This is a genomic window from Kitasatospora sp. NPDC004723, assembly GCF_040609255.1.
GTDB lineage: Bacteria > Actinomycetota > Actinomycetes > Streptomycetales > Streptomycetaceae > Kitasatospora.
Genome location: NZ_JBEXJT010000010.1, coordinates 24,899 through 46,314, shown reverse-complemented (window position 1 = coordinate 46,314; position 21,416 = coordinate 24,899). Strand labels below are relative to the sequence as shown.

At 75.1% G+C, this 21,416-nt stretch carries 17 protein-coding genes and 1 pseudogene; 10 read left to right on the top strand and 8 right to left on the bottom strand.

Going from position 1 to position 21,416, the window contains the following annotated elements; genetic code table 11:
* Positions 1 to 112: 112 nt before the first annotated feature.
* Entirely contained in the window at positions 113 to 2,899 is a 2,787-nt protein-coding gene (locus tag ABZW10_RS13750) for a lysylphosphatidylglycerol synthase transmembrane domain-containing protein (protein WP_355363726.1), read from the top strand.
* A gap of 54 nt (positions 2,900 to 2,953) precedes the next feature.
* On the opposite strand, the gene moeZ is transcribed toward ABZW10_RS13750, so the two are convergent.
* The 5 genes from moeZ to ABZW10_RS13725 all read right to left on the bottom strand — a co-directional run bounded on the left by moeZ (position 2,954) and on the right by ABZW10_RS13725 (position 9,560).
* Positions 2,954 to 4,132: an adenylyltransferase/sulfurtransferase MoeZ gene (gene moeZ, locus ABZW10_RS13745; protein WP_355363725.1), complete on the bottom strand. Its 1,179-nt coding sequence runs from the start codon at positions 4,130 to 4,132 to the stop codon at positions 2,954 to 2,956.
* Positions 4,133 to 4,396: 264 nt separating this feature from the next.
* A complete protein-coding gene (locus ABZW10_RS13740; RefSeq protein ID WP_355363724.1) occupies positions 4,397 to 5,395 on the bottom strand; it encodes an NAD-dependent epimerase/dehydratase family protein in 999 nt (332 codons plus the stop codon).
* A 157-nt stretch (positions 5,396 to 5,552) separates the two neighbouring features.
* A complete protein-coding gene (locus tag ABZW10_RS13735; RefSeq protein ID WP_355363722.1) occupies positions 5,553 to 6,557 on the bottom strand; it encodes a hypothetical protein in 1,005 nt (334 codons plus the stop codon).
* Entirely contained in the window at positions 6,557 to 8,194 is a 1,638-nt protein-coding gene (locus ABZW10_RS13730) for a DUF3492 domain-containing protein (protein ID WP_355363720.1), read from the bottom strand. Before ABZW10_RS13730 ends, ABZW10_RS13735 begins: the two co-directional genes overlap by 1 nt.
* Before the next feature lie 439 nt (positions 8,195 to 8,633).
* Positions 8,634 to 9,560 (bottom strand): alpha/beta hydrolase, encoded by a 927-nt coding sequence (locus tag ABZW10_RS13725; RefSeq protein WP_355363718.1) that lies wholly within the window; start codon positions 9,558 to 9,560, stop codon positions 8,634 to 8,636.
* Between the two features lie 233 nt (positions 9,561 to 9,793).
* Here ABZW10_RS13725 and ABZW10_RS13720 point away from each other — a divergent pair, with 233 nt between their 5' ends.
* The 3 genes from ABZW10_RS13720 (at position 9,794) to ABZW10_RS13710 (ending at position 11,303) form a co-directional block, all read left to right on the top strand.
* The gene (locus ABZW10_RS13720) at positions 9,794 to 10,456 is read left to right on the top strand and encodes a TetR/AcrR family transcriptional regulator (protein ID WP_355363716.1); all 663 of its coding nucleotides are present in this window, start codon (positions 9,794 to 9,796) and stop codon (positions 10,454 to 10,456) included.
* Between the two features lie 131 nt (positions 10,457 to 10,587).
* Positions 10,588 to 10,815: a DUF3107 domain-containing protein gene (locus ABZW10_RS13715; RefSeq protein WP_355363714.1), complete on the top strand. Its 228-nt coding sequence runs from the start codon at positions 10,588 to 10,590 to the stop codon at positions 10,813 to 10,815.
* Between the two features lie 158 nt (positions 10,816 to 10,973).
* A complete protein-coding gene (locus tag ABZW10_RS13710; RefSeq protein WP_355363712.1) occupies positions 10,974 to 11,303 on the top strand; it encodes a hypothetical protein in 330 nt (109 codons plus the stop codon).
* A 40-nt stretch (positions 11,304 to 11,343) separates the two neighbouring features.
* Here the strand turns inward: ABZW10_RS13710 and ABZW10_RS13705 are convergent, their stop codons facing one another.
* Positions 11,344 to 12,075 carry a ferritin-like fold-containing protein gene (locus ABZW10_RS13705; RefSeq protein WP_350546751.1) on the bottom strand — a complete coding sequence of 244 codons (732 nt, stop codon included), beginning with the start codon at positions 12,073 to 12,075 and terminating at the stop codon, positions 11,344 to 11,346.
* Between the two features lie 540 nt (positions 12,076 to 12,615).
* Here ABZW10_RS13705 and ABZW10_RS13700 point away from each other — a divergent pair.
* From ABZW10_RS13700 to ABZW10_RS13680, 5 genes and pseudogenes are all read left to right on the top strand, one after another.
* A pseudogene (locus tag ABZW10_RS13700) lies at positions 12,616 to 14,445 on the top strand (DEAD/DEAH box helicase); the annotation flags it as partial.
* A gap of 164 nt (positions 14,446 to 14,609) precedes the next feature.
* Positions 14,610 to 15,515 (top strand): alpha/beta fold hydrolase, encoded by a 906-nt coding sequence (locus ABZW10_RS13695; RefSeq protein ID WP_355363709.1) that lies wholly within the window; start codon positions 14,610 to 14,612, stop codon positions 15,513 to 15,515.
* Positions 15,516 to 15,886: 371 nt separating this feature from the next.
* A complete protein-coding gene (locus ABZW10_RS13690; RefSeq protein WP_350563393.1) occupies positions 15,887 to 16,033 on the top strand; it encodes a hypothetical protein in 147 nt (48 codons plus the stop codon).
* Positions 16,034 to 16,421: 388 nt separating this feature from the next.
* Positions 16,422 to 17,060 (top strand): DUF6758 family protein, encoded by a 639-nt coding sequence (locus ABZW10_RS13685; protein ID WP_355363707.1) that lies wholly within the window; start codon positions 16,422 to 16,424, stop codon positions 17,058 to 17,060.
* Positions 17,061 to 17,158: 98 nt separating this feature from the next.
* Positions 17,159 to 18,019: a PHP domain-containing protein gene (locus ABZW10_RS13680; RefSeq protein WP_355363705.1), complete on the top strand. Its 861-nt coding sequence runs from the start codon at positions 17,159 to 17,161 to the stop codon at positions 18,017 to 18,019.
* Between the two features lie 33 nt (positions 18,020 to 18,052).
* On the opposite strand, the gene ABZW10_RS13675 is transcribed toward ABZW10_RS13680, so the two are convergent.
* Positions 18,053 to 18,694 carry a suppressor of fused domain protein gene (locus ABZW10_RS13675; protein WP_355363703.1) on the bottom strand — a complete coding sequence of 214 codons (642 nt, stop codon included), beginning with the start codon at positions 18,692 to 18,694 and terminating at the stop codon, positions 18,053 to 18,055.
* 490 nt (positions 18,695 to 19,184) lie between these two features.
* Between ABZW10_RS13675 and corA the strand changes: the two genes are divergently transcribed.
* The gene (corA, locus tag ABZW10_RS13670) at positions 19,185 to 20,309 is read left to right on the top strand and encodes a magnesium/cobalt transporter CorA (protein WP_355363701.1); all 1,125 of its coding nucleotides are present in this window, start codon (positions 19,185 to 19,187) and stop codon (positions 20,307 to 20,309) included.
* Here the strand turns inward: corA and ABZW10_RS13665 are convergent.
* Complete coding sequence (locus ABZW10_RS13665) at positions 20,306 to 21,199, bottom strand: DMT family transporter (RefSeq protein WP_355364029.1); 894 nt, start codon at positions 21,197 to 21,199, stop codon at positions 20,306 to 20,308. The two genes, corA and ABZW10_RS13665, sit on opposite strands and share 4 nt — an antisense overlap.
* Positions 21,200 to 21,416 lie beyond the last annotated feature (217 nt).

Sequence of the window (21,416 nt, the reverse complement as noted above, 5' to 3'; positions counted from 1 at the left end):
CGGGCCCGGTGGGCAGGATCCGCCGCGCCCGATCCGGCCCCTGTCCAGCGCGGGGAGCCGAGGCATGCCACCATCTTCGGGGCGGTGAGTGGTGATACGAGGACAAGACCAGATGACCGGGACGGCTGACGTGGGTGTGGACGAGGGCTCCGACGAGTCCTCCGACAGCATGCCCGCAGGCGGCGGCGGTGACGCCGACGCCGCGACACCACCGGAAGTCTCCCTGATCAAGGACCGGACGATCAAGAGCCCGCAGCCGGCCCGCCCCGCGACCGGGGCCCCCGCCGTTGTACCGAACCAGCCGACCGCGCCCGAGGCGGCGGGGCCCGCGCCGTCCGCGCCCGTGCCGTCCGCGACCGCCCCGTCCGCGTTGGTCCCGCCGGACGACCCCGGCCCGCGTCCCGGCCACGACCCGCTGGACGACGCCCCGCACCTGGACGTCGACGAACCGCTGCTCGCCGCCCGCGCGCACCGGCCCTCCGACCTCATCCGCTTCCTGGCCGGCGTCTTCGGCATCGTCGCGGTCTTCGTGCTGGCCGGGGTGGCGACCTCCACCACCACCGGCATCGAGATCGACATCGCCGAGAACGCGCCCCGTTTCTCCCCGGTGCTCTCCACCATCACCGGCCTGATCTCCAACGTCGCGGTGCTGGCCGTCCCGCTCGCCTTCGCGGTCGAACGGCTGATCAAGCGCGACGGCCTGCGGGTCGCCGACGGCGTGCTCGCCTCGGTGCTGGCCTACGGCGTCTCGCTGGGCATCGACTGGTGGGTCGCCGAGGGCGCCTCCGAGCACATCCGGGACGCCCTGACCCGCTTCCCGCTGGACTCCGTCGGCACCCTCACCGACCCGGTGCACGGCTACCTCGCCCCGGTGATCGCCTACATGACGGCCGTCGGCATGTCGAGCAGACCACGGTGGCGGGTCGCCCTGTGGGTGGTCGTCGTCTTCAGCGGCATCACCGAACTGCTCGGCGGCTACACCACCCCGCTGTCCTTGCTGCTCACCGTGCTGATCGGCTGGTCCGTCGCCTACGGCACCCTCTACGCGATCGGCTCGCCGAACATCCGGCCCACCGGCCAGCACCTGATGATCGGCCTGCGCAAGGTCGGCTTCACCCCGGCGAGCGCCCACCGCGCCCCCGACGCCCCCGGCGGCACCCGCCGCTACCTGGTCGCCCAGCAGAGCGGCCCGCCGCTGGACGTCCACATCGTCGACCGCGAGCAGCAGGCCTCCGGCTTCTTCTACCGGGCCTGGCGGCGGCTGCGGCTGCGCTCGGTGGCCGTGCGGCGCAGCCCGCAGTCGCTGCGCCAGGCGCTGGAGCAGGAGGCGCTGATCGCCTACGCGGCCGCCGCCTCCGGGGCCCGCGCCCCGCAGCTGGTCGCCACCTCCGAGCTGGGCCCGGACGCCGCGATCCTGGTCTACGAGAACGTCGAGGGCCGCACCCTGGACGACCTCGCCGACGAGGAGGTCACCGACCAGGTGATGGCCTCGCTGTGGGAGTCGGTCGCCGCCCTGCACGAGCGCCGGATCGCCCACCGCCGGCTGACCGGCGAGTCGCTGCTGGTCGTCGACGAGAAGGCGGCGTGCCTGGTCAACCTCTCCGGCGGCGACATCGCCGCCACCGACCTGACCCTGCGCATCGACGTCGCCCAGCTGCTCACCACCTTCGCGCTGCGGATCGGCCCCGAGCGGACCGTCGCCACCGCCAACGCGGTGCTCGGCGCCGAACGGGTCGCCCAGGCGCTGCCGCTGCTGCAGCCGGTCGGCATGAGCCGCTCGACCCGCGTCGACCTGAAGAAGGTCACCAAGGAGCGCAAGGCCGCCGCCCGGGCCCGGGCGCTGGAACAGGTCGCCGCGGGCGAGCGGACCCAGCAGCAGGCCGAGGAGGACATCGCGGCCGCCGGCGAGGACCTGCTCAGCCGGATCCGCGCCCAGATCCTGCAGATCGCCCCCGAGGCGCCGATGGAGCCGGCCAAGCTGGAGCGGCTCAAGCCGAAGAGCCTGATCATGGTGGTCGCGCTCACCTTCGCCGCCTACCTGACGCTGACCACCGTCAAGCCGGCCCAGCTCAAGCTCTCCCAGATGGACTGGGCGTGGGCGGCGGCGGCGCTGGCCGCGGCCGCGTTCTCCTACGTCGCCGCGTCGATGAGCCTGACCGGCTTCGTCCCGGAGAAGCTGCCGTTCCGCCGCACCGTGGCCGCCCAGCTCGCCGGGTCCTTCGTGAAGCTGGTCGCCCCGGCGGCGATCGGCGGCATCGCGCTGAACACCCGCTACCTGCAGAAGGCGGGCATCCGCTCCGGCCAGGCGGTCGCCTCGGTCGGCGCCTCCCAGCTGGCCGGCCTGGCCGGGCACCTGCTGCTGCTGTTCAGCTTCGGCCTGATCACCGGCAGCCAGACCAACGGCGACCTCTCCGCCTCCCGCGCGGTGATCATCGGTGTGCTGAGCGCCGCCGTGCTGGCCCTGGTGGTCGCGGCGGTCGCCCCGCTGCGGCGGTTCGTGCTGAACCGGCTGCGCTCGCTGTTCTTCGGCGTGGTGCCCCGGATGCTCGACCTGATGCAGACGCCCAGCAAGCTGATCACCGGCTTCGGCGGCATCCTGCTGCTGACCCTGTCCTTCACCGCCTGCCTGGACGCCTCGGTGCGGGCCTTCGGCGGCTCGATCTCCTTCTCGGCGGTCGCCGTGGTCTTCCTGACCGCCAACGCGGCCGGCTCCGCGATCCCCACCCCCGGCGGCATCGGCCCGATCGAGGTCGCGCTGATCAGTGCGCTGACCTTCGCCGACGTGCCGACGTCCGTCGCCACCCCGGCGGTCTTCCTCTACCGGGCGCTCACCTTCTGGCTGCCGGTGCTGCCCGGCTGGATCTCCTACAACGTGCTCCAGCGCAAGGGCGCGCTGTAGGTCGCCGGACATGCGGAAGGGCCCGCCGGAGCGGGCCCTTCCGGACGTTCGGGATCAGTACACCGGCTTGTGCGGCTCGATCTGGTTGACCCAGCCGAGCACGCCGCCGCCCAGGTGGACGGCGTTGGCGAAGCCGGCCGACTTCACCACGGCCAGCACCTCCGCCGAGCGGACGCCCGACTTGCAGTGCAGCACGATCTTCTTGTCCTGCGGCAGCTGCTCCAGCGCGTTGCCCATCAGGAACTCGTTCTTCGGGATCAGCACCGCGCCGGGGATGCTGACGATCTCGTACTCACCGGGCTCGCGGACGTCGATGAGGTAGATGTCCTCCTCGTCGTCCTGCCACTGCTTGAGCTGCTTCGAGGTGATCGTCGAACCGGCGGCCGCGGCCTGCGCCTCCTCCGACACGACGCCGCAGAAGGCCTCGTAGTCGATCAGCTCGGTGACGGTCGGGTTCTCGCCGCAGACCGCGCAGTTCGGGTCCTTGCGGACCTTCACCTGGCGGTAGTTCATCTCCAGGGCGTCGTAGATCATCAGCCGGCCGACCAGCGGGTCGCCGACCCCGGCCAGCAGCTTGATCGCCTCGGTGACCTGGATCGAACCGATCGACGCGCAGAGCACGCCCAGCACGCCGCCCTCGGCGCAGGACGGGACCATGCCCGGCGGCGGCGCCTCCGGGTAGAGGCAGCGGTAGCAGGGGCCGTGTTCGGCCCAGAACACGCTCGCCTGGCCGTCGAAGCGGTAGATCGAGCCCCACACGTACGGCTTGCCGAGCAGCACCGCGGCGTCGTTCACCAGGTAGCGGGTGGCGAAGTTGTCGGTGCCGTCCACGATCAGGTCGTAGCCGGAGAAGATCTCCATGACGTTGGAGTTGTCGAGGCGCTCCTCGTGGAGGATCACGTCGACGTAGGGGTTGATCTCCTTGACCGAGTCCCGCGCCGACTCGCCCTTCGAGCGGCCGATGTCCGACTGGCCGTGGATGATCTGGCGCTGCAGGTTCGACTCGTCGACCACATCGAACTCGACGATGCCGAGCGTGCCCACACCCGCCGCCGCCAGGTACATCAGCGCGGGCGAGCCCAGGCCGCCGGCGCCGACGCACAGCACCTTGGCGTTCTTCAGCCGCTTCTGCCCGGCCATGCCCACATCGGGGATGATCAGGTGGCGGGAGTACCTGCGGACCTCGTCAACGGTGAGCTCGTCGGCCGGCTCGACCAGGGGTGGCAGCGACACGGGGACTCCGATGGTCGTCAAGTTCAGGTGGCCAGGGCCAACCTCTAGGGGCTTGTTGCTCCGCCACCGAGGTGGCTCTGCTACGCCAACAGTGTCATGCCGCTCCGGTATTCCGAGACAGCTCGTCCGGTGGGCGAGACGGGCCGAGCCGGATGGTGGGACCACGGAGCAGGCCCCGAAGCGGCCCCCGTGGGGGCGTCCGGGGCCTGTCGGGGCCCTGCGCGCGGGCTCGCGGGTCCGGCCGGGACCCGCGGTGCCGGAGGATCAGACCCGGCAGGCCGTCTCCAGCCAGACGTCGCCCAGCGACTCCTCCAGCGGCACCTGCGTCCGCCAGCCGAGACGGTCCCGGGCGGTGCGCACGTCCGCCTGCCGCCACGGCACCGGCTCGCCCGGGGCCGCCCGTCCCTCGCCCGGCCGCGACTCCGGACGGTGGCCCGGCAGGTGGTGCGCGAGCACGTGCCCCGGCACGTGCTCGACCGGCCCGCCGGCCTGCGCGGGCAGCACGACCTGCCGGTTCTCCTCCACGATCGCCCCCTCGAAACCCGACGCCCGGACCAGCAGCTGGGCCGCCTCGCGCGCCCGGACGGCGTGCCCGCTCCCGATGTTGATCACCCCCGTCGCCGCCGACACCGCCGCCGCCTGGATCGCCCGCGCGACGTCCCGCACGTCCACGAAATCCCGGTATCCGGACAGGTCCGGCATCCGCACCTGCGACTCCTCGCGCTCCAGCGCCCGCCGCAGGCCCTCCGCGAGGCGCCCGAACAGCGAGGCGGTCGGCGCCCCCGGCCCCACCACGTCGAACACCCGCAGCACCGCCGCGTCCAGCCCCGAGGCCAGCACCAGCTCCGTCCCGGCCAGCTTCGACACCCCGTACGGACCCACCGGGCGCGGCTCGGCGCTCTCCGGCACCGGGACCCCGCCCGGCACCGGCCCGTACTCGGCCGCCGAGCCGACGTGCACCAGCCGGGCGGGCTCCCGGCTGCGCCGGATGCCCTCGCAGACCGTCGCCACGGCGAGCGTGTTGGCCCGGATCAGCGTGCGCGAGCTGCCGTAGGTGGCGCCCGCGCAGTTGATCACCACCTGCGGCGCGACCGCGTCCAGGAACCGGGCCAGGGCCCCCGGACTGCCGGTGGTCAGGTCGAAACGGATGTCGGCGGAATCACGCCGGCCGAGCACCGTCACCTGCAACTCCGGATCCACGAGCAGGCGGTCGGTGACCCGGCGGCCGATGAAGCCGTCGGCGCCCAGCAGCAGCACCCTCATCGGGGGGTGTCCTTCCACGAAGCCAGACCTGGTGCGGCCTGGCGGGTCCGAGTGAACAACGGGAGATCGAGCGGAACGAACGGACGGAACGGGACGAGCGGAACGGGCGGAACAGGCGGGTCGGCCGGTCGGCGCGCACGGGCGTGCGCGGGGCGGGTCACCGGTGCGCCTCGGGACGGGCCAGCACCGGCCACGCGTACACCAGCAGGGCCAGCGCCACCGCGCCGCCCGCGAACGGTGCGGACACCGCCGCGCCCGCCGCCCCCGCCAGCGCGCCCAGCCCGGCCGCCCCCGTCCGGCCGCAGCCTGCCAGCAGCACGGTCAGCACCAGCAGCAGGCCGAGCACCCCCTGCCCCGCCCACTGCGCGGGCCCGGCACGCTCGACCGCCAGCTGCAGCAGCCCGCCGCCGTGCCCCGGCCCGGGGCGCGGCGCGAGGGCGGTCAGCACGGCGAGCGCCGCGAAGGTCAGCACGGCCAGCACCGCCAGGTGCAGCGCCAGCGCCACCGGGAGCACCGGCCGCATCCGGGAGCGGAACTCGGCCAGCGTCGCCGCCGCCCCCAGATGGCCCCGGCCGACCTGCCGGAACCACCGGGCCGCCCACTGCGCCGACCCGGCCGACAGCGCCGCCGCCAGCACCAGCGCCACCGCCACCCGCCGCTCCCCCGGCCCGCCCGCCGTCACCGCCGACGGCACCAGCAGCAGCGCCGCCACCCCCGCCCTGCGCAGGCGCCCGGCCGGGCCGGACGGCCCGGCGGCCACCGGCACGAACGCGAGCGGAACGGCCGCCGCCGCCAGAACGGGCCGGCCCCCGCCGAGGGAGACCGCCGCCGCACACGGCAGCACGGCCGCCACCGCCGTCCGCGCCGCGGCACCGCACCGCCGCTGCCAGCTCTCCTCCGGCCCTGCCGCCGCCTCGGCGGGCGGGCGGCGCGGCACCCGGGCGTACAGCTCCTCGGCGAGCGAGAACAGATCGGCGTGCCGGCACCGGGCCGCGACCGCCGGGCCCAGCCCGGCCTCCTCCAGCCCGGCGGCGATCTCCAGCGGGTCGACGGCCCGCTCGCAGAGCAGCCGGTACTCGGCCATCACCTCCCGGACCGGGTCCCCCGACACCTCCCCGGACCGCACCGCCTCCCCCACCCCGGCACCCCCGCCCCCCGCCATCAGACCGCCTCCGCAAACGCCCCGGCCCACCCGGCCGCCCCAGCCGCACCGGCCCGCCCACCGGAGGGAACACCCTCCACCCCACGGCCCCCGCTCGACGCACCCGCCGAGGCCGTGGCGGCGCCTGCCCGCGGCACGATCGCGGGACCGGCGGCCGGGGCCGGAGTCACCGCGGCGGGGCGAGCGGTCACCGGGGCAGGGCCGCGGTCGGTGAGCCAGTACTCGGCGGGGCGGGTGAAGGGGCGGGGGGCGGGGGCCGGGGTCGGGAAGGCCGGCCAGTGGGAGACGAGTTCCAGGTAGATCTCCCGGAAGGCCCCGGTCACCGGCTCGACGGCGAAGCGTTCCTGCGCCCGCAGGCGGCCGGCCAGCCCCAGGCGGGCCCGGCGCTCCTCGTCGCGCAGCAGGGCGAGGCAGGCCCCGGCCAGGGCCCGCGGCTCGCGGGGCGGGACGAGCAGCCCGGTGGGGCCGAGCACCTCGCGGGCCACCCCGACGTCGGTGGCGACCACCGCGCGGCCGCTCAGCATCGCGTCGGCGAGCGGCCCGGGCCGGCGCTGGGAGAGCGCGGAGAAGACGACGACGGTGCCGTCGGCCCAGACGCCGTCCGCCGAGCGCGGCCGGCCGGCGAACTCGACCGCCCCGGCCACCCCGAGCCGTTCGGCGACCGCCGCGCAGTGCGCCCGGTAGCCGGGGACGGTCTCCTCGCCGTGGACGACCAGGCGCGCGGCGGGCAGCTCGGCGCGGACCCCGGCGAAGGCGTGCAGCGCGAGTCCGGGGTCGCGGCCCGGTTCCAGGGCGCCCGCCCAGACCAGGGTGGGTGCCGCCGGTTCGGGGCCGGCGGCGGGGCGGTCGACCGCCGGGGTGCCCTCGTACACCACCCGGGTGCGCGCCGGATCGGCCCCGCAGCGCACCTGCCACCGCTGGTCGTGGGCGCTCCCGGGGGTGAGTATCGCGGCCTGCCGGTAGGTCTCCTCGGTGAGTGCCCGGAAAAAGGCGAGCAGCAGCGCCCGCACCGGCCACCGGTGGCGGGCCCCGTGGTGGTCGAGGTACTGCTCGCGCAGGTGCGGCCCGTGCTCGGTGACCACGAACGGGACGCCGTGCAGCTGCTTGGCTACCAGCGCGGGCAGCGCGGCCGGGCCGCCGCCGACGACGTGGCAGAGGTCGGCGGCGCCCAGGCCGCCGGGGGCGGTGCCGTACCAGGGGGCGGACAGCGGCCGCAGGCACCGTTCGAGGAGGTCGGCGGCGACCAGGACGTCGCAGACCAGGGGCCGTCCGGCGGAGGTGTCGGCGCCGGGCGCGCGCCAGACCCGCTCCAGCACGCGGCGGGCGTGGGCGGAGACCAGGAAGGCGGGCAGGGCGCGGTCGGCGCGGGCGAGGTCGGCGAGCCGGTACAGGCGTGGGCCGAAGGCGGCGCGGTCGGCGGGGTGGAGCAGGGCGCGGACGAACTGCTCGTAGGCGGCGGCGTGGCGACGGCCGCGCAGCGCGCCGGGGGTCCGGCCGGCCGGGCGCGGCACCCCGGTGCGGACGTCGTACCGCTCGAAGTCGTGCTCGCGCAGGCCGTCCACCAGCCGGTCGCACCAGCCGCCGGTGCCACGCGGGGCGTGCGGGCGCACACCCTCGGTGAGCAGTGCAACGCGCACGGGGGACCTCCAGAGCAGAGCGGATCGACGGGTGGCTGGGCGGACCTGGCGGATGTGGAGGGCTGAGCGGGCCGAGCGGGCGACGCGTCGGGCGCGTGCTCCGCGGGGGCGGTCCGGGGGAAGGCTGTCCGTCGCAGGGCACCGCGGCCGGGCCGGCGACCGCCACCGGCTGCCGGAGTCCCCCGCGCGGCCGCCCTCCGGGTTCTCCGGCGGCCGCGGCTCCCCCACACCTGTTCGGTCCGACAGCAGAAAGGTAGGTCCGGCCCGGGGCAATCCATCGGTCACATGCCTGGCTGCCACCTGAACGAGTGAACCGGAGTGACCTCGTCCCGATCATGGCGTTAACGCCGGCCGATCACGGGGTGTCCGTCGGGCCCCGCCGTCGGGCCCCACGGTCGGGCCCCACGGTCGGGCGCAGCGGTTCCGCCGGGAGCGGGCGTCAGGCCCGGAGCAGTTCGCGCACGGCGCGGGCGACCGCGTCGGGGTGCTCGATCATGGCGACGTGCCCGGACTCCGGGAGCACCAGCAGCCGGGAGTCCGCGAAGGCCGCGCAGGCCCGGCGGGCGGAGCGGTAGGAGACGAGCTTGTCGCGCAGCCCGTAGACCAGCAGGACCGGGGCCTCGACCCGGGTCGCCTGCCGCCACAGCGCCTGGTCGCCGCGCTCGGTATAGGCGGAGACGATGCCGCGCACCGAGCCGACCAGTGCCGGCAGCGCGTGGGGCAGCTCGACGCGCCGCCGGTACTGGGCGACGGCCTCGGCGCGGGCGGCCGCGGAGACCCCATCGGGGTCGCCGTGGACGAGCCGGAGCAGGTCGTCGGTGGCCTCCTCGGGGCCGCGCCGACCGGCGGGCAGCCGGCGCAGCAGCGCGGGCAGGCCGGGGACGGCGAGCAGCCCGGTGGACCAGGCGGTGCGCTGCGGGGGCAGCTCGGGCAGGGCCGGCGAGACGAGGGTGAGGCTGCGGACGAGGTCGGGGCGCAGGGCGGCGAGCCGGACGGCGACCGCGCCGCCGAGCGAGTTGCCGAAGAGGTGGACGGGGCCGCGGCCGGTGGCCTCCAGGTAGCCGATGACGGCGCGCACGTGCCCGGAGAGGCCGAGGTTGCCGTCGGCGGGCGGGGCGGAGTCGCCGAAGCCGGGGAGGTCGACGGCCTCGGCGTCGAGCTGTCCGGCGAGCCGGGCCATCAGCTCCGTCCAGTTGGCGGCCGAGCCGCCGAGCCCGTGCACGAACAGCGCCGGCGCCCGCCCGCCGTCCGGGGCGGGGTCCCCGGCGGGCCGGTGCACGGCCAGGGTGGCGCCGGGCACCTCGACGGTGCGCAGCGGCGCCAGGGCGGCCGGTGCCGGGAGTATCTGCTGCTCAGCGCTGTCCATGAGGGACGATGGTAGTGAGCCGGTGCCGCCGCGGCCCCCGGGCCGCCCGGGGCCCCGGAGTTCCCCGTTCAGGGCCCCTCGGCACTGCCGACGGCCGTGGTGGGCGCCGTATTGTGGGCTCCTGACAAGGGGGATCGCCGCTTTTCTCGTGCCTGGCAAGCGCGAACGCGGTTACCCGAAAGTAGAATCGGTCATCTTGCCGACCCCGTACGACCCGTGAAGTGAGGAGCGCCGTGACGGCCATCCAGGAGGCGCAGGAGCGCCCGCGCGGTGCCCGCCTGCCGCGAAGCGCCCGCCGTGAACAACTGCTCGGTGCCGCCCAGGAGGTGTTCGTCGCGCAGGGTTACCACGCGGCCGCCATGGACGACATCGCCGACCGTGCCGGGGTGAGCAAGCCGGTCCTGTACCAGCACTTCCCCGGGAAGCTGGAGCTCTACCTGGCGCTGCTGGACAAGCACTGCGACGCCCTGGTCGACTCGACCCGGGAGGCCCTGGAGACGACCACCGACAACAAGCTGCGGGTCGCCGCGACGATGGAGGCGTACTTCAACTACGTCTCCAGCGAGTCGGGCGCGTTCCGGCTGGTCTTCGAGTCGGACCTGACCAACGAGCCGGCCGTGCGCGAGCGGGTCGAGCGGGCCGCCGAGGCCAGCGCGACGCTGGTCAGCAAGGTGATCCAGGAGGACACCGACCTGCCGGAGGCGGAGTCCAAGCTGCTGGCCGCGGGCGTCTGCGGACTGGCCCAGATCACCGCCCGCTACTGGCTGTCGCAGGGCCTGGAGATCCCGCGCGACGAGGCCGTGCGGCTGGTCGCCAGCCTGGCCTGGCGCGGGCTGAAGGGCTTCCCGATGCACCCGAACGGCGACGCCCCGGAGGGCCCCGCGGCGGACCGGTGATCCACCGACCGTCGTCGGGGCGCCGATCCGGTGCTCTATGGTGAAGCCGTACGGCGCGGTCGCCGCGACCGCTTGTCCCAGGCGGTGCGGTACCGCGCGTGGATGACTGCAACCCCGGAGGGACGGAAGCCGTGGAGGTCAAGATCGGCGTGCAGAACGCGCCGCGCGAGATCGTGATCGAGAGCTCGCAGACTGCCGATGAGGTCCAGAGCGCGGTCGCGAAGGCGCTGGAGGGCACCGAGAAGGTGTTCTCCCTGAGTGACGAGCACGGCCGTCGCATCATCGTCCCGGCCGACCGCCTGGCGTACGTGGAGATCGGCGAGCCGGCCGCGCGCAAGGTCGGCTTCGGCACGCTCTGAGCCACGGGCCTCGGCCGGTGCCCCGCTCCCTCCGCCGTGAGGGAGCGGGGCACCGTCGTTTCCGCACCGGCCGGGCCGGGTGTACGGGTGGTGCGACCGGGGTACGGCGACAGTACGGCCGGCCGCGCGCCGGACGCCCGTCCCCCGGGGAGGCATCCTTGTTGGTCGAGACGTTCGCCTTCGCCCTCGTCGGCGTGGTCGTCGGCGCCGCCGCGCTGCTGTCGTGGCCCGCGTACTTCCGCGCCGGGCGGCCACTGACGCTGGGCACGGCCCTGGGTTCGGCGCTGCTCACCGGGGTGATCGCGCACTTCACCCTGGACGGCCGCTACCCGGCGGCGAGCATCGCGGTCTCGGCCCTCGCCTCGGCGCTGCTCACCTCGGTGCTGGCCCGGCCCGACCTGGCCGCCGGACGGGCACCGGCCCACCGGCACCGGCCGCAGCAACGCCCGCACCGGGCGGGCGCGCACCGGCGCCACCGGCACGCCTGAGCCGCCCCGCACGCGCCGTCCGTCCGCGTCGGCCGCCGGGTCAGGACGCCAGGCCGAGCGCCGCCATCCGGCGCGTGTGCGCCTCGGTGATCCGGTTGAACATCTTGCCGACCTCGACCAGGTCGAAGCCCTGCACCCGGACGCCGCCGACCAGCAGGTTGGAGAGGGCGTCGCGCTCGGCGACCACCCGCTGCGCCTGGCTGAGCGCCTCGCCCATCAGCCGCCGGCCCCACAGGGCGAGCCGGCCGCCGGCCCGCGGGTCGGCCTCGATGGCCTGGCGGACCTTGTCGACGGCGAACTGCGCGTGCCCGGTGTCGGACATGACGCCGAGGACGAGGTCCCGCGTGTCGTCGTCGAGCCGGACGGCCACCTCGCGGTAGAAGTCGGTCGCGATGGCGTCACCGACGTAGGCCTTGACCAGGCCCTCCAGCCAGTCCGAGGGCGCGGTCATCCGGTGGAAGAGCTCCAGCGGCTCGACGAACGGCCGCATCGCCTCCTGCGGGTCGGCGCCGATCTCGGCGAGCCGGTCGTGCAGCCGCTGGTAGTGCTGGAACTCGGCGGAGGCCATCCGGGCCAGCGCCGCCTTGTCCGCCAGGTCGGGCGCGAGCTTGGCGTCCTCGGCGAGCCGCTCGAAGGCGCTCAGCTCGCCGTACGCGAGGGCGCCGAGCAGGTCCAGTACGGCGGCCCGGTACCCGGGGTCGGCCGAGCAGGCCGCCCAGTCGCCGATCGAGCCGGCCGCCACGTCGTCCTGCGTCTCACCACGGTTCTCCATGACCCGCCACCTTAGTGCCGCTCCGTCCCCGGGCACCCCTTCCACCGCTCCGACCTGCGATGTCGCCCGCGTCACGTGTTCGAGTCGTCGGGTGACTGTATGGTGGTACGGAGGCCCGTCGTGCTCGCACGGTGTCACCGCCGTCTCGGTGTCCCGGGCAAGCCCGCCCCGCAGCGGCTCCGTCCCCTCGGACGCGCCGCGCGGAAGCCGGGTTCTCAACGTACGCGGATGCCCGGTCGGAGAGCCGATCGGCTCCGACCAGGGTTTGGACCTCAAGCCTTGGCACCGCATGTGGCCGAGCGAGGGCCGCCGAGACCGCGCCAGTCGGCGCAGGTCCCGCGCAGGTCCCTCACGGGAATCCTCCCCGACGCCGCCGGCGACGCGCCCCCTTGACCGGGCCGCGCGCACCGGCCGGCCGCAGGGACCGGCGCGGTTGTGCGTCCGCGCAGCTGTATTCGGGGCCGTCCAGGCCCGTACGCAGCCGCGCGGCTGCCCGCCCGCCGCTCGCTCTCGGCCCCTCCACACGGAAGAGGCAGCACCCTGTCCACCACCGCTGAACCCACGAAGACCACTTTCCGGGACCTGGGAATCCTCCCGGAGACCGCCGAGGCCCTCGAGTCCGTCGGCATCGTCCACCCCTTCCCGATCCAGGAGATGACCCTGCCGGTCGCGCTGACCGGCCACGACGTCATCGGCCAGGCCAAGACCGGCACCGGCAAGACCCTCGGCTTCGGCCTCCCGCTGATCGAGCGGGTCGTCGTGCGGGCCGACGTCGACGCCGGCCGCGCGCAGGAGGAGCAGCTCTCCGACTGCCCGCAGGCGCTGATCGTCGTACCGACCCGCGAGCTGTGCACCCAGGTCACCAACGACCTGCAGACCGCCGGCAAGGTCCGTGACGTCCGCGTGCTCGCCGTCTACGGCGGCCGTGCCTACGAGCCGCAGGTCGAGGCGCTGAAGAAGGGCGTCGACATCGTCGTCGGCACCCCCGGCCGCCTGCTCGACCTGGCCGGCCAGAAGAAGCTGAACCTCTCCAAGGTCCGCGCGCTGGTCCTGGACGAGGCCGACGAGATGCTCGACCTCGGCTTCCTGCCGGACGTCGAGAAGATCATCACCATGCTGCCCGCCAAGCGGCAGACCCTGCTGTTCTCGGCGACCATGCCGGGCCAGGTCATCAACCTCGCCCGCCGGTACATGAGCCAGCCGACGCACATCCGCGCCGCCGCGCCGGACGACACCGGCACCACCGTCGCCAACATCGAGCAGCACATCTTCCGCGCGCACTCGCTGGACAAGGTGGAGATGGTCTCGCGCATCCTGCAGGCCGACGGCCGCGGGCTGGCGATGATCTTCTGCCGCACCAAGCGGACCGCCGCCGACGTCGCCGACCAGCTGACCCAGCGCGGCTTCGCGGCCGGCGCCGTGCACGGCGACCTCGGGCAGGGCGCCCGCGAGCAGGCGCTGCGGGCGTTCCGCAACGGCAAGGTCGACGTGCTGGTCTGCACCGACGTCGCGGCCCGCGGCATCGACGTCGAGGGCGTCACGCACGTGATCAACTACCAGTGCACGGACGACGAGAAGACCTACCTGCACCGGATCGGCCGCACCGGCCGGGCCGGCGCCTCGGGCACCGCCGTCACCCTGGTCGACTGGGACGACATCCCGCGCTGGCAGCTGATCAACAAGGCGCTGGACCTGCCGTTCAACGAGCCGGAGGAGACCTACTCCACCTCGCCGCACCTGTACGAGCTGCTGAAGATCGCGCCGGGGACGAAGGGCATCCTGCCGCGCTCGGAGCGGACCCGGGCCGGGCTCGGCGCGGAGGAGGTCGAGGACCTCGGCGAGACCGGCGGGCGCGGTTCGCGTTCCGGTGGGCGCGGACGGGGCGGGCGGAGCGGCTCCGGCCGGGCCGCCACCGAGCCGGCCGCCGCCGAGGAGAAGCCGGCCCGCCAGCCCCGCGAGCGTCGGCGCACCCGCCGGGGCAGCGCGGTGGACGAGGTCGCGGCCGTCGTGGACGGGGCGCCCGACGCACCTGTCGCGCCCGGCGCGCCGCAGGCTCCGGCCGCCGTCGAGGGCGCCGAGGGCGAGGGGGCGGCGCCGCGCCGCCGCCGTCGCCGCTCGCGCGGTTCGGCGTCGGGCGAGGGCACCGCGGCCGAGGCCGCCACCACCGTCGCGGAGGCCGCCGTCGTGGAGGCCGCCCCCGCCGAGGCCGCGACCGGGACCCCGGCCGCCGAGAAGCCGAAGCGCACCCGCACCCGCTCGCGGGCGAAGGCCGAGGCTCCGGCCGAGACCGTGGCCGCCGCCCCTGCCGAGGCCGTCGTCGAGGCCCCGGCCGCCGACGCCCCGGCCGCCGAGAAGCCGAAGCGCACCCGCACCCGGACCCGCCGCCCGGCGGCCGCCCCCGAGGCGACCCCGGAGAGCTGACCCGCATCCCCGAAGGGGCGGCCCGGACCCCCGGGCCGCCCCTTCGGCGTTCCCGGGGAAGATCTAGGCTCGGGGTTACCTGCCAGTTCGCCCCGGTCGCCGGAGGTCCGTTCATGAGCACGCCGCCGTTCCTCGCCCTCCCGTCCTGTGCGCGTGCCCGGAGGGTGGTGACGGCGCGCGGGGAGTTCGCGGCGCTGCGGGCCGAGCCCGCCGGGGCCGTGCGCGGCTCGGCGCTGCTGGTGCCCGGGTTCACCGGCAGCAAGGAGGACTTCATCGCGCTGCTGGAGCCGCTCGCCGCGGCCGGCTACCGGGTGACCGCCATCGACCAGCGCGGGCAGTACGAGACGGGCGGGCCGGACGACCCGGCCGCCTACGAGCCGGCCGCGCTGGGCTCGGACGTGCGGGCGCTCACCGCCGCGCTGCTGGCCGAGGACGGCGCCGGGCCGCTGCACCTGCTGGGCCACTCCTTCGGCGGCCAGGTGGTCCGCGAGGCCGTTCTGGCGCAGGCTGTTCCGGCGCAAGCCTCGGCAGGCGGCGAGGCACTGCCGTGGGCCTCGCTGACGCTGATGTCCACCGGCCCCGGGGCGATCGACCCGGCCGAGGCGGAGCGGACCCGGCTGCTGATCGGCGCCCTGCCCACGATGGGCCTGGAGGAGATCTGGCGGCTGATGCAGGACATGGAGGAGGGCGGCGGGGACCGCGCCCGCCGCCCGTCCCCCGAGGTGGCCGCCTTCCTGCACCGCCGCTGGCTGGCGAACGTACCGCAGGCGCTGATCACCACCGGCGGCCACCTGGTCGCCGCGCCGGACCGGGTGGAGGAGCTGGCCGCCGTGGTCGCCGCCGGCCTGCCCGCCCTGGTGCTCTCCGGCGTGCGGGACTACGCCTGGCCGGTGCCGGAGCAGACCGCGATGGCACGGCGGCTGGGCGCCCGCCGGGTCGTGGTCGCGGACGCCGGGCACTCCCCGAACGCCGAGCGGCCGGCCGCCACCGCCGAGGCCCTGCTGGCCCTCTGGGGCTGACCCCCGGGCCCCTTCGGGCCGGCCCCGGGGCCCCACCTCGACGGTTCCCGGAGGTCCCTGGTACAAGAGGGGCGACAAAATTCGTTAGTTGCGGTAATATTTGATTCGGTCCTGGAAACATCGTCGACAGTGCCGTCGGCGTTCCGTCGACGCGATCCATCCGAAACCAGGACTTCACGGACGGGCAACGACCCGGTAGCAGCGCCACCGCAGCGTGGTTCACGAGGGACCGCGCGCCTTTGGCGAGCAGGGGGGAGCCCTCTTTGTCGCGACAGCGGTCGGCCGACGAACCGACCCGACGGACCCCGAACAGGCTGATACCGACTCAGCCACGACCGCCCCGCCCGACGGGGTCAGAAAAGGACAGGCCCATGCGTTTCGAGATCCTCCGACTGGACGACGCCCACGGCACCGCCACCGACCGCCTCATCGCCGACGCCGAGACCGTCCGCGAGCTCGTCCAGGCCGCCGCCCGCACCGGCGAACGCCTGCTCATCCGTCCGTGCCCGACCGTCTGACCGGGCGCGGCCCCCGGGAGCCCGAACACTCCCCGGCCGCCGACGAGCCCGGCCCGTCCGACCCGGACGTTCCGATACCCGACTGACGCCCCGTCATCGCAGCAGCGACAACGGGGCGTCAGTGTTTTCCGGGCCACGGCGGCGCCGCCGCGCACCCCCGCGCACGTCAACCCGGTACGACGCGCCGGGCGCCGTCCGGAGGGCGCACCCCGGCGCACGCGGCCGACGTTTGCCGCCGCTCCGCACTGGACATTTCCCAACAGGAGCCGCCCGCACGCGCCCACCCCGCGCCGCGCGGGCACCCGCCGCCGACAGGTGCCGCCGAGCCGCCCTCCGTACGGGTGACCGTCCTTGACGCGGCGGTCCGGAGGGAGGAGCGTTGACGGCTATGAGGGGCGAGCCAAGCTGCCCGAGGTGCGCCGGTCGGGTCCGCGCCCCCGGTCTGTTCTCAGACACGTGGCAGTGCGACCGGCACGGCGCCGTGCACCCGATGCAGCCGGTGCTGCCCCCGAGCGTGGAGGCGCTCGGCGTCGCCGTCGCCCGCTCCCAGGTCCCCGTCTGGCTGCCCTGGCCGCTGCCGGTCGGCTGGCTGTACACCGGGATCGCGCACGTCGGCGACGACGTCTCGGGGGCCCGGGCCACCGCCGTCGCCTGCTCCGGACCGGCCCCGCTGGGCGGTTTCGGCGAACTGGTGCTGGTCGCCGAGGAGTTGGGGGTGGGGCTCGGCGCCCGGTACGCGGGGCTGTCCGGCCCGGACCCGGGTGACTCGGTCGGCCTCTACAAGCCCGCCGACGCCAAGCTGATGGCGGCCGGCCGGCCGACGCCGATGTTCCACGTACCGGACGCCCCGGCGGACCGGGCGGTGTTCGTCGGCGAGGCCCGCGGCCTCTGGCTCTGGGCGGTGGCCTGGCCGGAGCAGTCGGCCCTGGTGATGTACGACGAGCTGGTGCTGACCGATCTGCGGGATGCCGGCGCGGAGCTGGACCTGCTGCCCTGCGGGGCCCTGTCGCCCCAACTGCTCGGCTGAGCGGCCCCCCGCCGCGGTCGCACTATCCTGGGCGTCACCCCGCCGGCAGGCCGTGCCGGCGACAGCGCCGCCCGCGCCGACCGAGGGAGCCACCACCCGTGCGCATCGACCTCCACGCCCACAGCAACGCCTCCGACGGCACGGACAGCCCGGCCGAACTGGTCGCGGCGGCCGTCGGGGCCGGGCTGGACGTGGTGGCGCTGACCGACCACGACACGGTGGCGGGCCATGCCGAGGCGGCCGACGCGGTGCACGCGCTGCCCACCGGCACCCGGCTGACGCTGGTGCCCGGCGCGGAGCTGTCCTGCGTGGTGGACGGCATCTCGATGCACCTGCTCGCCTACCTCTTCGACCCGGCCGAGCCCGACTTCGCGGCGGAGCGCGAGCTGGTGCGCACCGACCGGTTCCGGCGCGGGCGGGCGATCGTCGAGCGCTGCCGGGAGCTGGGCGCGGACATCAGCTGGGAGCAGGTGCAACGGATCGCCGGGGAAGGTTCGGTGGGCCGTCCGCACATCGCCAGCGCGCTGGTGGAGGCGGGCGTGGTGGCCACGGTGTCGGACGCGTTCACCGCGGACTGGCTCGCCAACGGCGGCCGGGCGGACGTCCGCAAGCACGAGACCGACCCGGTGACGGCGGTCCGGCTGGTCCGGGCGGCCGGCGGGGTGCCGGTCTTCGCCCACCCGGGAGCGGTCAAGCGCGGGCGGACCGTCTCCGACGAGGTCATCGCCGGCCTCGCGGCGGCCGGACTGGCCGCGCTGGAGGTCGACCACATCGACCACGACGAGCCGACCCGGGATCATCTGCGGGGCCTGGCAGCCGAGTTGGGGCTGCTGACCACCGGGTCCAGCGACTACCACGGCAGCCGCAAGACCGTCCGCCTCGGCGAGTTCACCACCGACCCGGCCGTCTACGAGGCGATCGTGGAGCAGGCGACCGGCGCCAAGCCGATCGGCGGCTGAGCGCCCCCGCCCTCCCGGCGTCGTGACGCCGGGTCAGTCCAGCCGCACGCCCCGGCGCTCCGGGTCGCGCAGGTCGGTGCCGTGCTGGAGCCAGCGCTCCTGCAGCGCCGCCGCGCCGTGCACCCGCTTCCAGCCCGCCTCGTTGGGCGTCATCGGCAGCAGCGGCAGGAAGCGCACCGGGTCGGCCGGCCCGTCCAGCTCCAGGTCCTCCACCAGGCCGCCGGGTTCGGCCGCCAGGACGGAGGTGAACGGCGCGCCGTCCCAGAGCGGGGCGCCGAGGTCCAGCGAGCCGCCGGGGGCCACCACCAGGCCCTCCACCTGGGGCGTCGCGGCGAAGGTGGCGAGCGCGCGGAGCACGCCGTGGCGCCCGCCGCGGATCGTCAGGACCAGCTCGGCGCGCGGCCCGCGGACCTGGTCGACGACCGCCGCGGTCGGGTCGGCCATCGGCGCGGCGGACATCCCGAGCGTCGCGTAGCGCACCAGGCCCTCGGCGTCCGGGCCGAAGCGCAGCACCTCGATGCGGTCGGCGCCGAGGAAGGTGACGGCGGCACGGCCGTTCGGCTCGCCGAAGACGGTGAGCAGCCGGGCCTCGACGGCGGCCAGCACCGCGGTGCGGGAGGGGCCGTGCGGGCTGCCACCGGAGGGGTCGCCGAAGAGCGGGAAGTCGTGGGCCATGCCGGTGAGCGTAACCCGCGGACCGCGGGGTGTTGGCACGGCCTTTACGTGAACGCGGGCGCGGTAAAGGCGGATCGGATGTTAGTGTGAGCGACTGGCTACCGGGGATTCCGTCCTCGGGGCAGCGGCGCGAAGGAGGTGGTTGCGGTGGATACCAGCCGACCATGCAGTACCGGCAGCTCTACCCGGCCCGATCGCCTTCCCCGTACCCCTCGGAACGCGGGCTGAAACAGCGGGCCTGAGAGCCCCGGCAGCCGCCGGGCCTCCCCCCAGCACCGCGGACCCCAGCCTCCCGTGCCGACGCGCGGCGGAACTCCGGTCCGGCCGGGAGAGCACCCCACCGACGTCCGGTCGTTCCGTTCCCCGTGCCCCGGCAAGGCACTCAGGGGCGGCCGCAGGCGCCGGAGTCCATCGGTGTTCCTCCGCCGTCGCACCGCGGCCGCCCGTTGCCGCGTCACCGTGCGTCGGTTCCTGCCCAAGGGAGCCTGCCATGTCGATGATCAGCAGCCTGCGCGCAGCCGTCCGCACCAACCGCCGCCGTTCCGCCGCGGCCCTGTTCGACTCCATCCACCCGGGCCAGACGCCGTCGGCGGTCGTCGACTGCGCGGTCTACCAGCACGGGAAGCGCCAGGGCGAGACCTGCAGCCCGCGCGAGGCGGCCCGGCTGGTCAAGGCCTCGAAGCAACTTCCGGACGGCGAGGGCTCGTTCAGCTGGATCGGGCTGCACGAGCCGACCGAGGCGGAGTTCGAGGGCATCGCGCAGCGGTTCGGGCTGCACCCGCTGGCGGTCGAGGACGCGGTGCACGCGCACCAGCGGCCCAAGGTCGAGCGCTACGACGACGTGCTGTTCGCCGTCTTCCGGACGATCCGGTACGTCGACCACGACCAGCTCACCCCGACCAGCGAGGTGGTCGAGACCGGCGAGCTGATGGTGTTCGCCGGGCGGGACTTCGTGATCACCGTGCGGCACGGCGGGCACAGCTCGCTGCAGGAGCTGCGGCACCGGCTGGAGACCGACGCGGACGGCACCGGGCTGCTCGGCAAGGGCCCGTCGGCGGTGCTGCACGCGATCGCCGACCACGTGGTGGACAACTACCTGCTGGTCGCGGACCAGTTGCAGACCGACGTGGACGAGATCGAGTTCGAGGTGTTCTCCAACCGCGGCGGCCGGGGCGCCGACGTCGGGCGGGTGTACCAGCTCAAGCGCGAGGTCCTGGAGTTCAAGCGGGCGGTGGCGCCGCTGCTGCGGCCGATGCAGCAGCTGTCGGAGCCGCTGCAGCGGCTGGTCGACCCGGAGATCCAGAAGTACTTCCGGGACGTCGCCGACCACCTGGCCCGGGTCACCGAGCAGGTGCACGGCTTCGACGAGCTGCTGAACTCGCTGCTCCAGGCCAATCTGGCGCAGGTGTCGGTGGCGCAGAACGAGGACATGCGCAAGATCACCGCGTGGGCGGCGATCTTCGCCGTGCCGACCATGATCACCGGCGTGTACGGGATGAACTTCGAGTACATGCCCGAGCTCCAGTACAAGTACGGCTATCCGGTGGTGCTCGGCAGCGTGGTCCTGATCTGCGTCGGGATGTACCGGGGCTTCCGCCGCAACGGCTGGCTCTAGGTGTTCCGGCCACCGGCCGTCCGGCGCCGGTCGGCGCGGGCCACCAGGACCAGGCCGGCCAGGATCAGCAGCACCGCCGGGTAGGCGGCGGCCGGGGGCCACTGGCCGAGCCAGAGCGCGGCGATCAGCGCGGCGCCCGGGGTCTCCAGCAGGATCGCGGTCGAGGTGACCGAGGGGCCGAGGGTGCGCACCACCCGGTTGCTGAGCGAGTGGCCGAGCAGCTGGGCGGTGACCATCAGCAGCACGATCTGCCACCAGGCCCCGGCGGGCCAGCCGGACAGCGGCGTCCCGGCCACCAGGCAGATCGCCAGCAGCACGACCGCCGTGGCGGCGTAGCAGACGAGCGTGTACGCGGTGGTGCTGACGGTGCGCCGGACCTCGGCGCCGAGCAGCAGGTAGCCGGCCGCGGCGAGGCCCGCGGCGAGCGCGAGGGCGTCGCCGGCCAGGGCGCGCGGTGAGAGCGAGAGGTCCACGCCGGTGAGCACCAGGACGCCGGCGAAGGCCACCGCCGTGCCGAGCCAGACCATCCGGGGCGCCCGCACCCCGAGCAGCCGCATCAGCACGATGGTCCACAGCGGGGTGGTGGTGACCAGGGCCGTCGCGGAGGCCACCGAGGTCATCCGCAGGCTGGGCATCCAGAGCGCGAAGTGGGCGGCGAGCAGCACGCCGGCCGCCATGGCCAGCAGCAGCGCCCGGCGGGGGACGGCGCGCAGTTCGGCGCGGTGGCGCAGCAGGGCGTAGGGGCCGAGCACGCCGACCGACATGAGGTTGCGCCAGAAGGCGATGGCCAGGGCGGGCGCGGCGGTGGCGCTGATCAGCGGGGCGGAGAGCGAGATGCCCGCGACGGAGACGGCGAGGAGCAGCAGGTCCGTCCTGGGGAGCGGGCGTATCGGGCCGGCGGCTGCGGCGGGTGCGGGGGCGGGGACCGCGACGGGGGCGGCGGTCTCGGGCCGGGCGGCGGGCACGGCGCTCCTCGGTTCGGCGGGGGCTGGGCGGGCGAGCTGGGCTGGGCTGGGCTGGGCTGGGCTGGGCGGCTCCTACGGTAAGGCCCGTGCGCCGTCCACGGAACTGTCGCCCGAACCGTGGACGATCGCCGCACCGCACAGG

Excerpts from the sequence above, each read along its gene's own strand:
- corA (WP_355363701.1), top strand. The coding sequence starts at position 19,185 with ATGTCGATGATCAGCAGCCTGCGCGCAGCCGTCCGCACCAACCGCCGC.
- ABZW10_RS13690 (WP_350563393.1), top strand. The coding sequence starts at position 15,887 with ATGCGTTTCGAGATCCTCCGACTGGACGACGCCCACGGCACCGCCACC.
- ABZW10_RS13750 (WP_355363726.1), top strand. The coding sequence starts at position 113 with ATGACCGGGACGGCTGACGTGGGTGTGGACGAGGGCTCCGACGAGTCC.
- ABZW10_RS13740 (WP_355363724.1), bottom strand. The coding sequence starts at position 5,395 with ATGAGGGTGCTGCTGCTGGGCGCCGACGGCTTCATCGGCCGCCGGGTC.
- ABZW10_RS13695 (WP_355363709.1), top strand. The coding sequence starts at position 14,610 with ATGAGCACGCCGCCGTTCCTCGCCCTCCCGTCCTGTGCGCGTGCCCGG.
- ABZW10_RS13675 (WP_355363703.1), bottom strand. The coding sequence starts at position 18,694 with ATGGCCCACGACTTCCCGCTCTTCGGCGACCCCTCCGGTGGCAGCCCG.
- ABZW10_RS13685 (WP_355363707.1), top strand. The coding sequence starts at position 16,422 with ATGAGGGGCGAGCCAAGCTGCCCGAGGTGCGCCGGTCGGGTCCGCGCC.
- ABZW10_RS13725 (WP_355363718.1), bottom strand. The coding sequence starts at position 9,560 with ATGGACAGCGCTGAGCAGCAGATACTCCCGGCACCGGCCGCCCTGGCG.
- ABZW10_RS13705 (WP_350546751.1), bottom strand. The coding sequence starts at position 12,075 with ATGGAGAACCGTGGTGAGACGCAGGACGACGTGGCGGCCGGCTCGATC.
- ABZW10_RS13735 (WP_355363722.1), bottom strand. The coding sequence starts at position 6,557 with ATGGCGGGGGGCGGGGGTGCCGGGGTGGGGGAGGCGGTGCGGTCCGGG.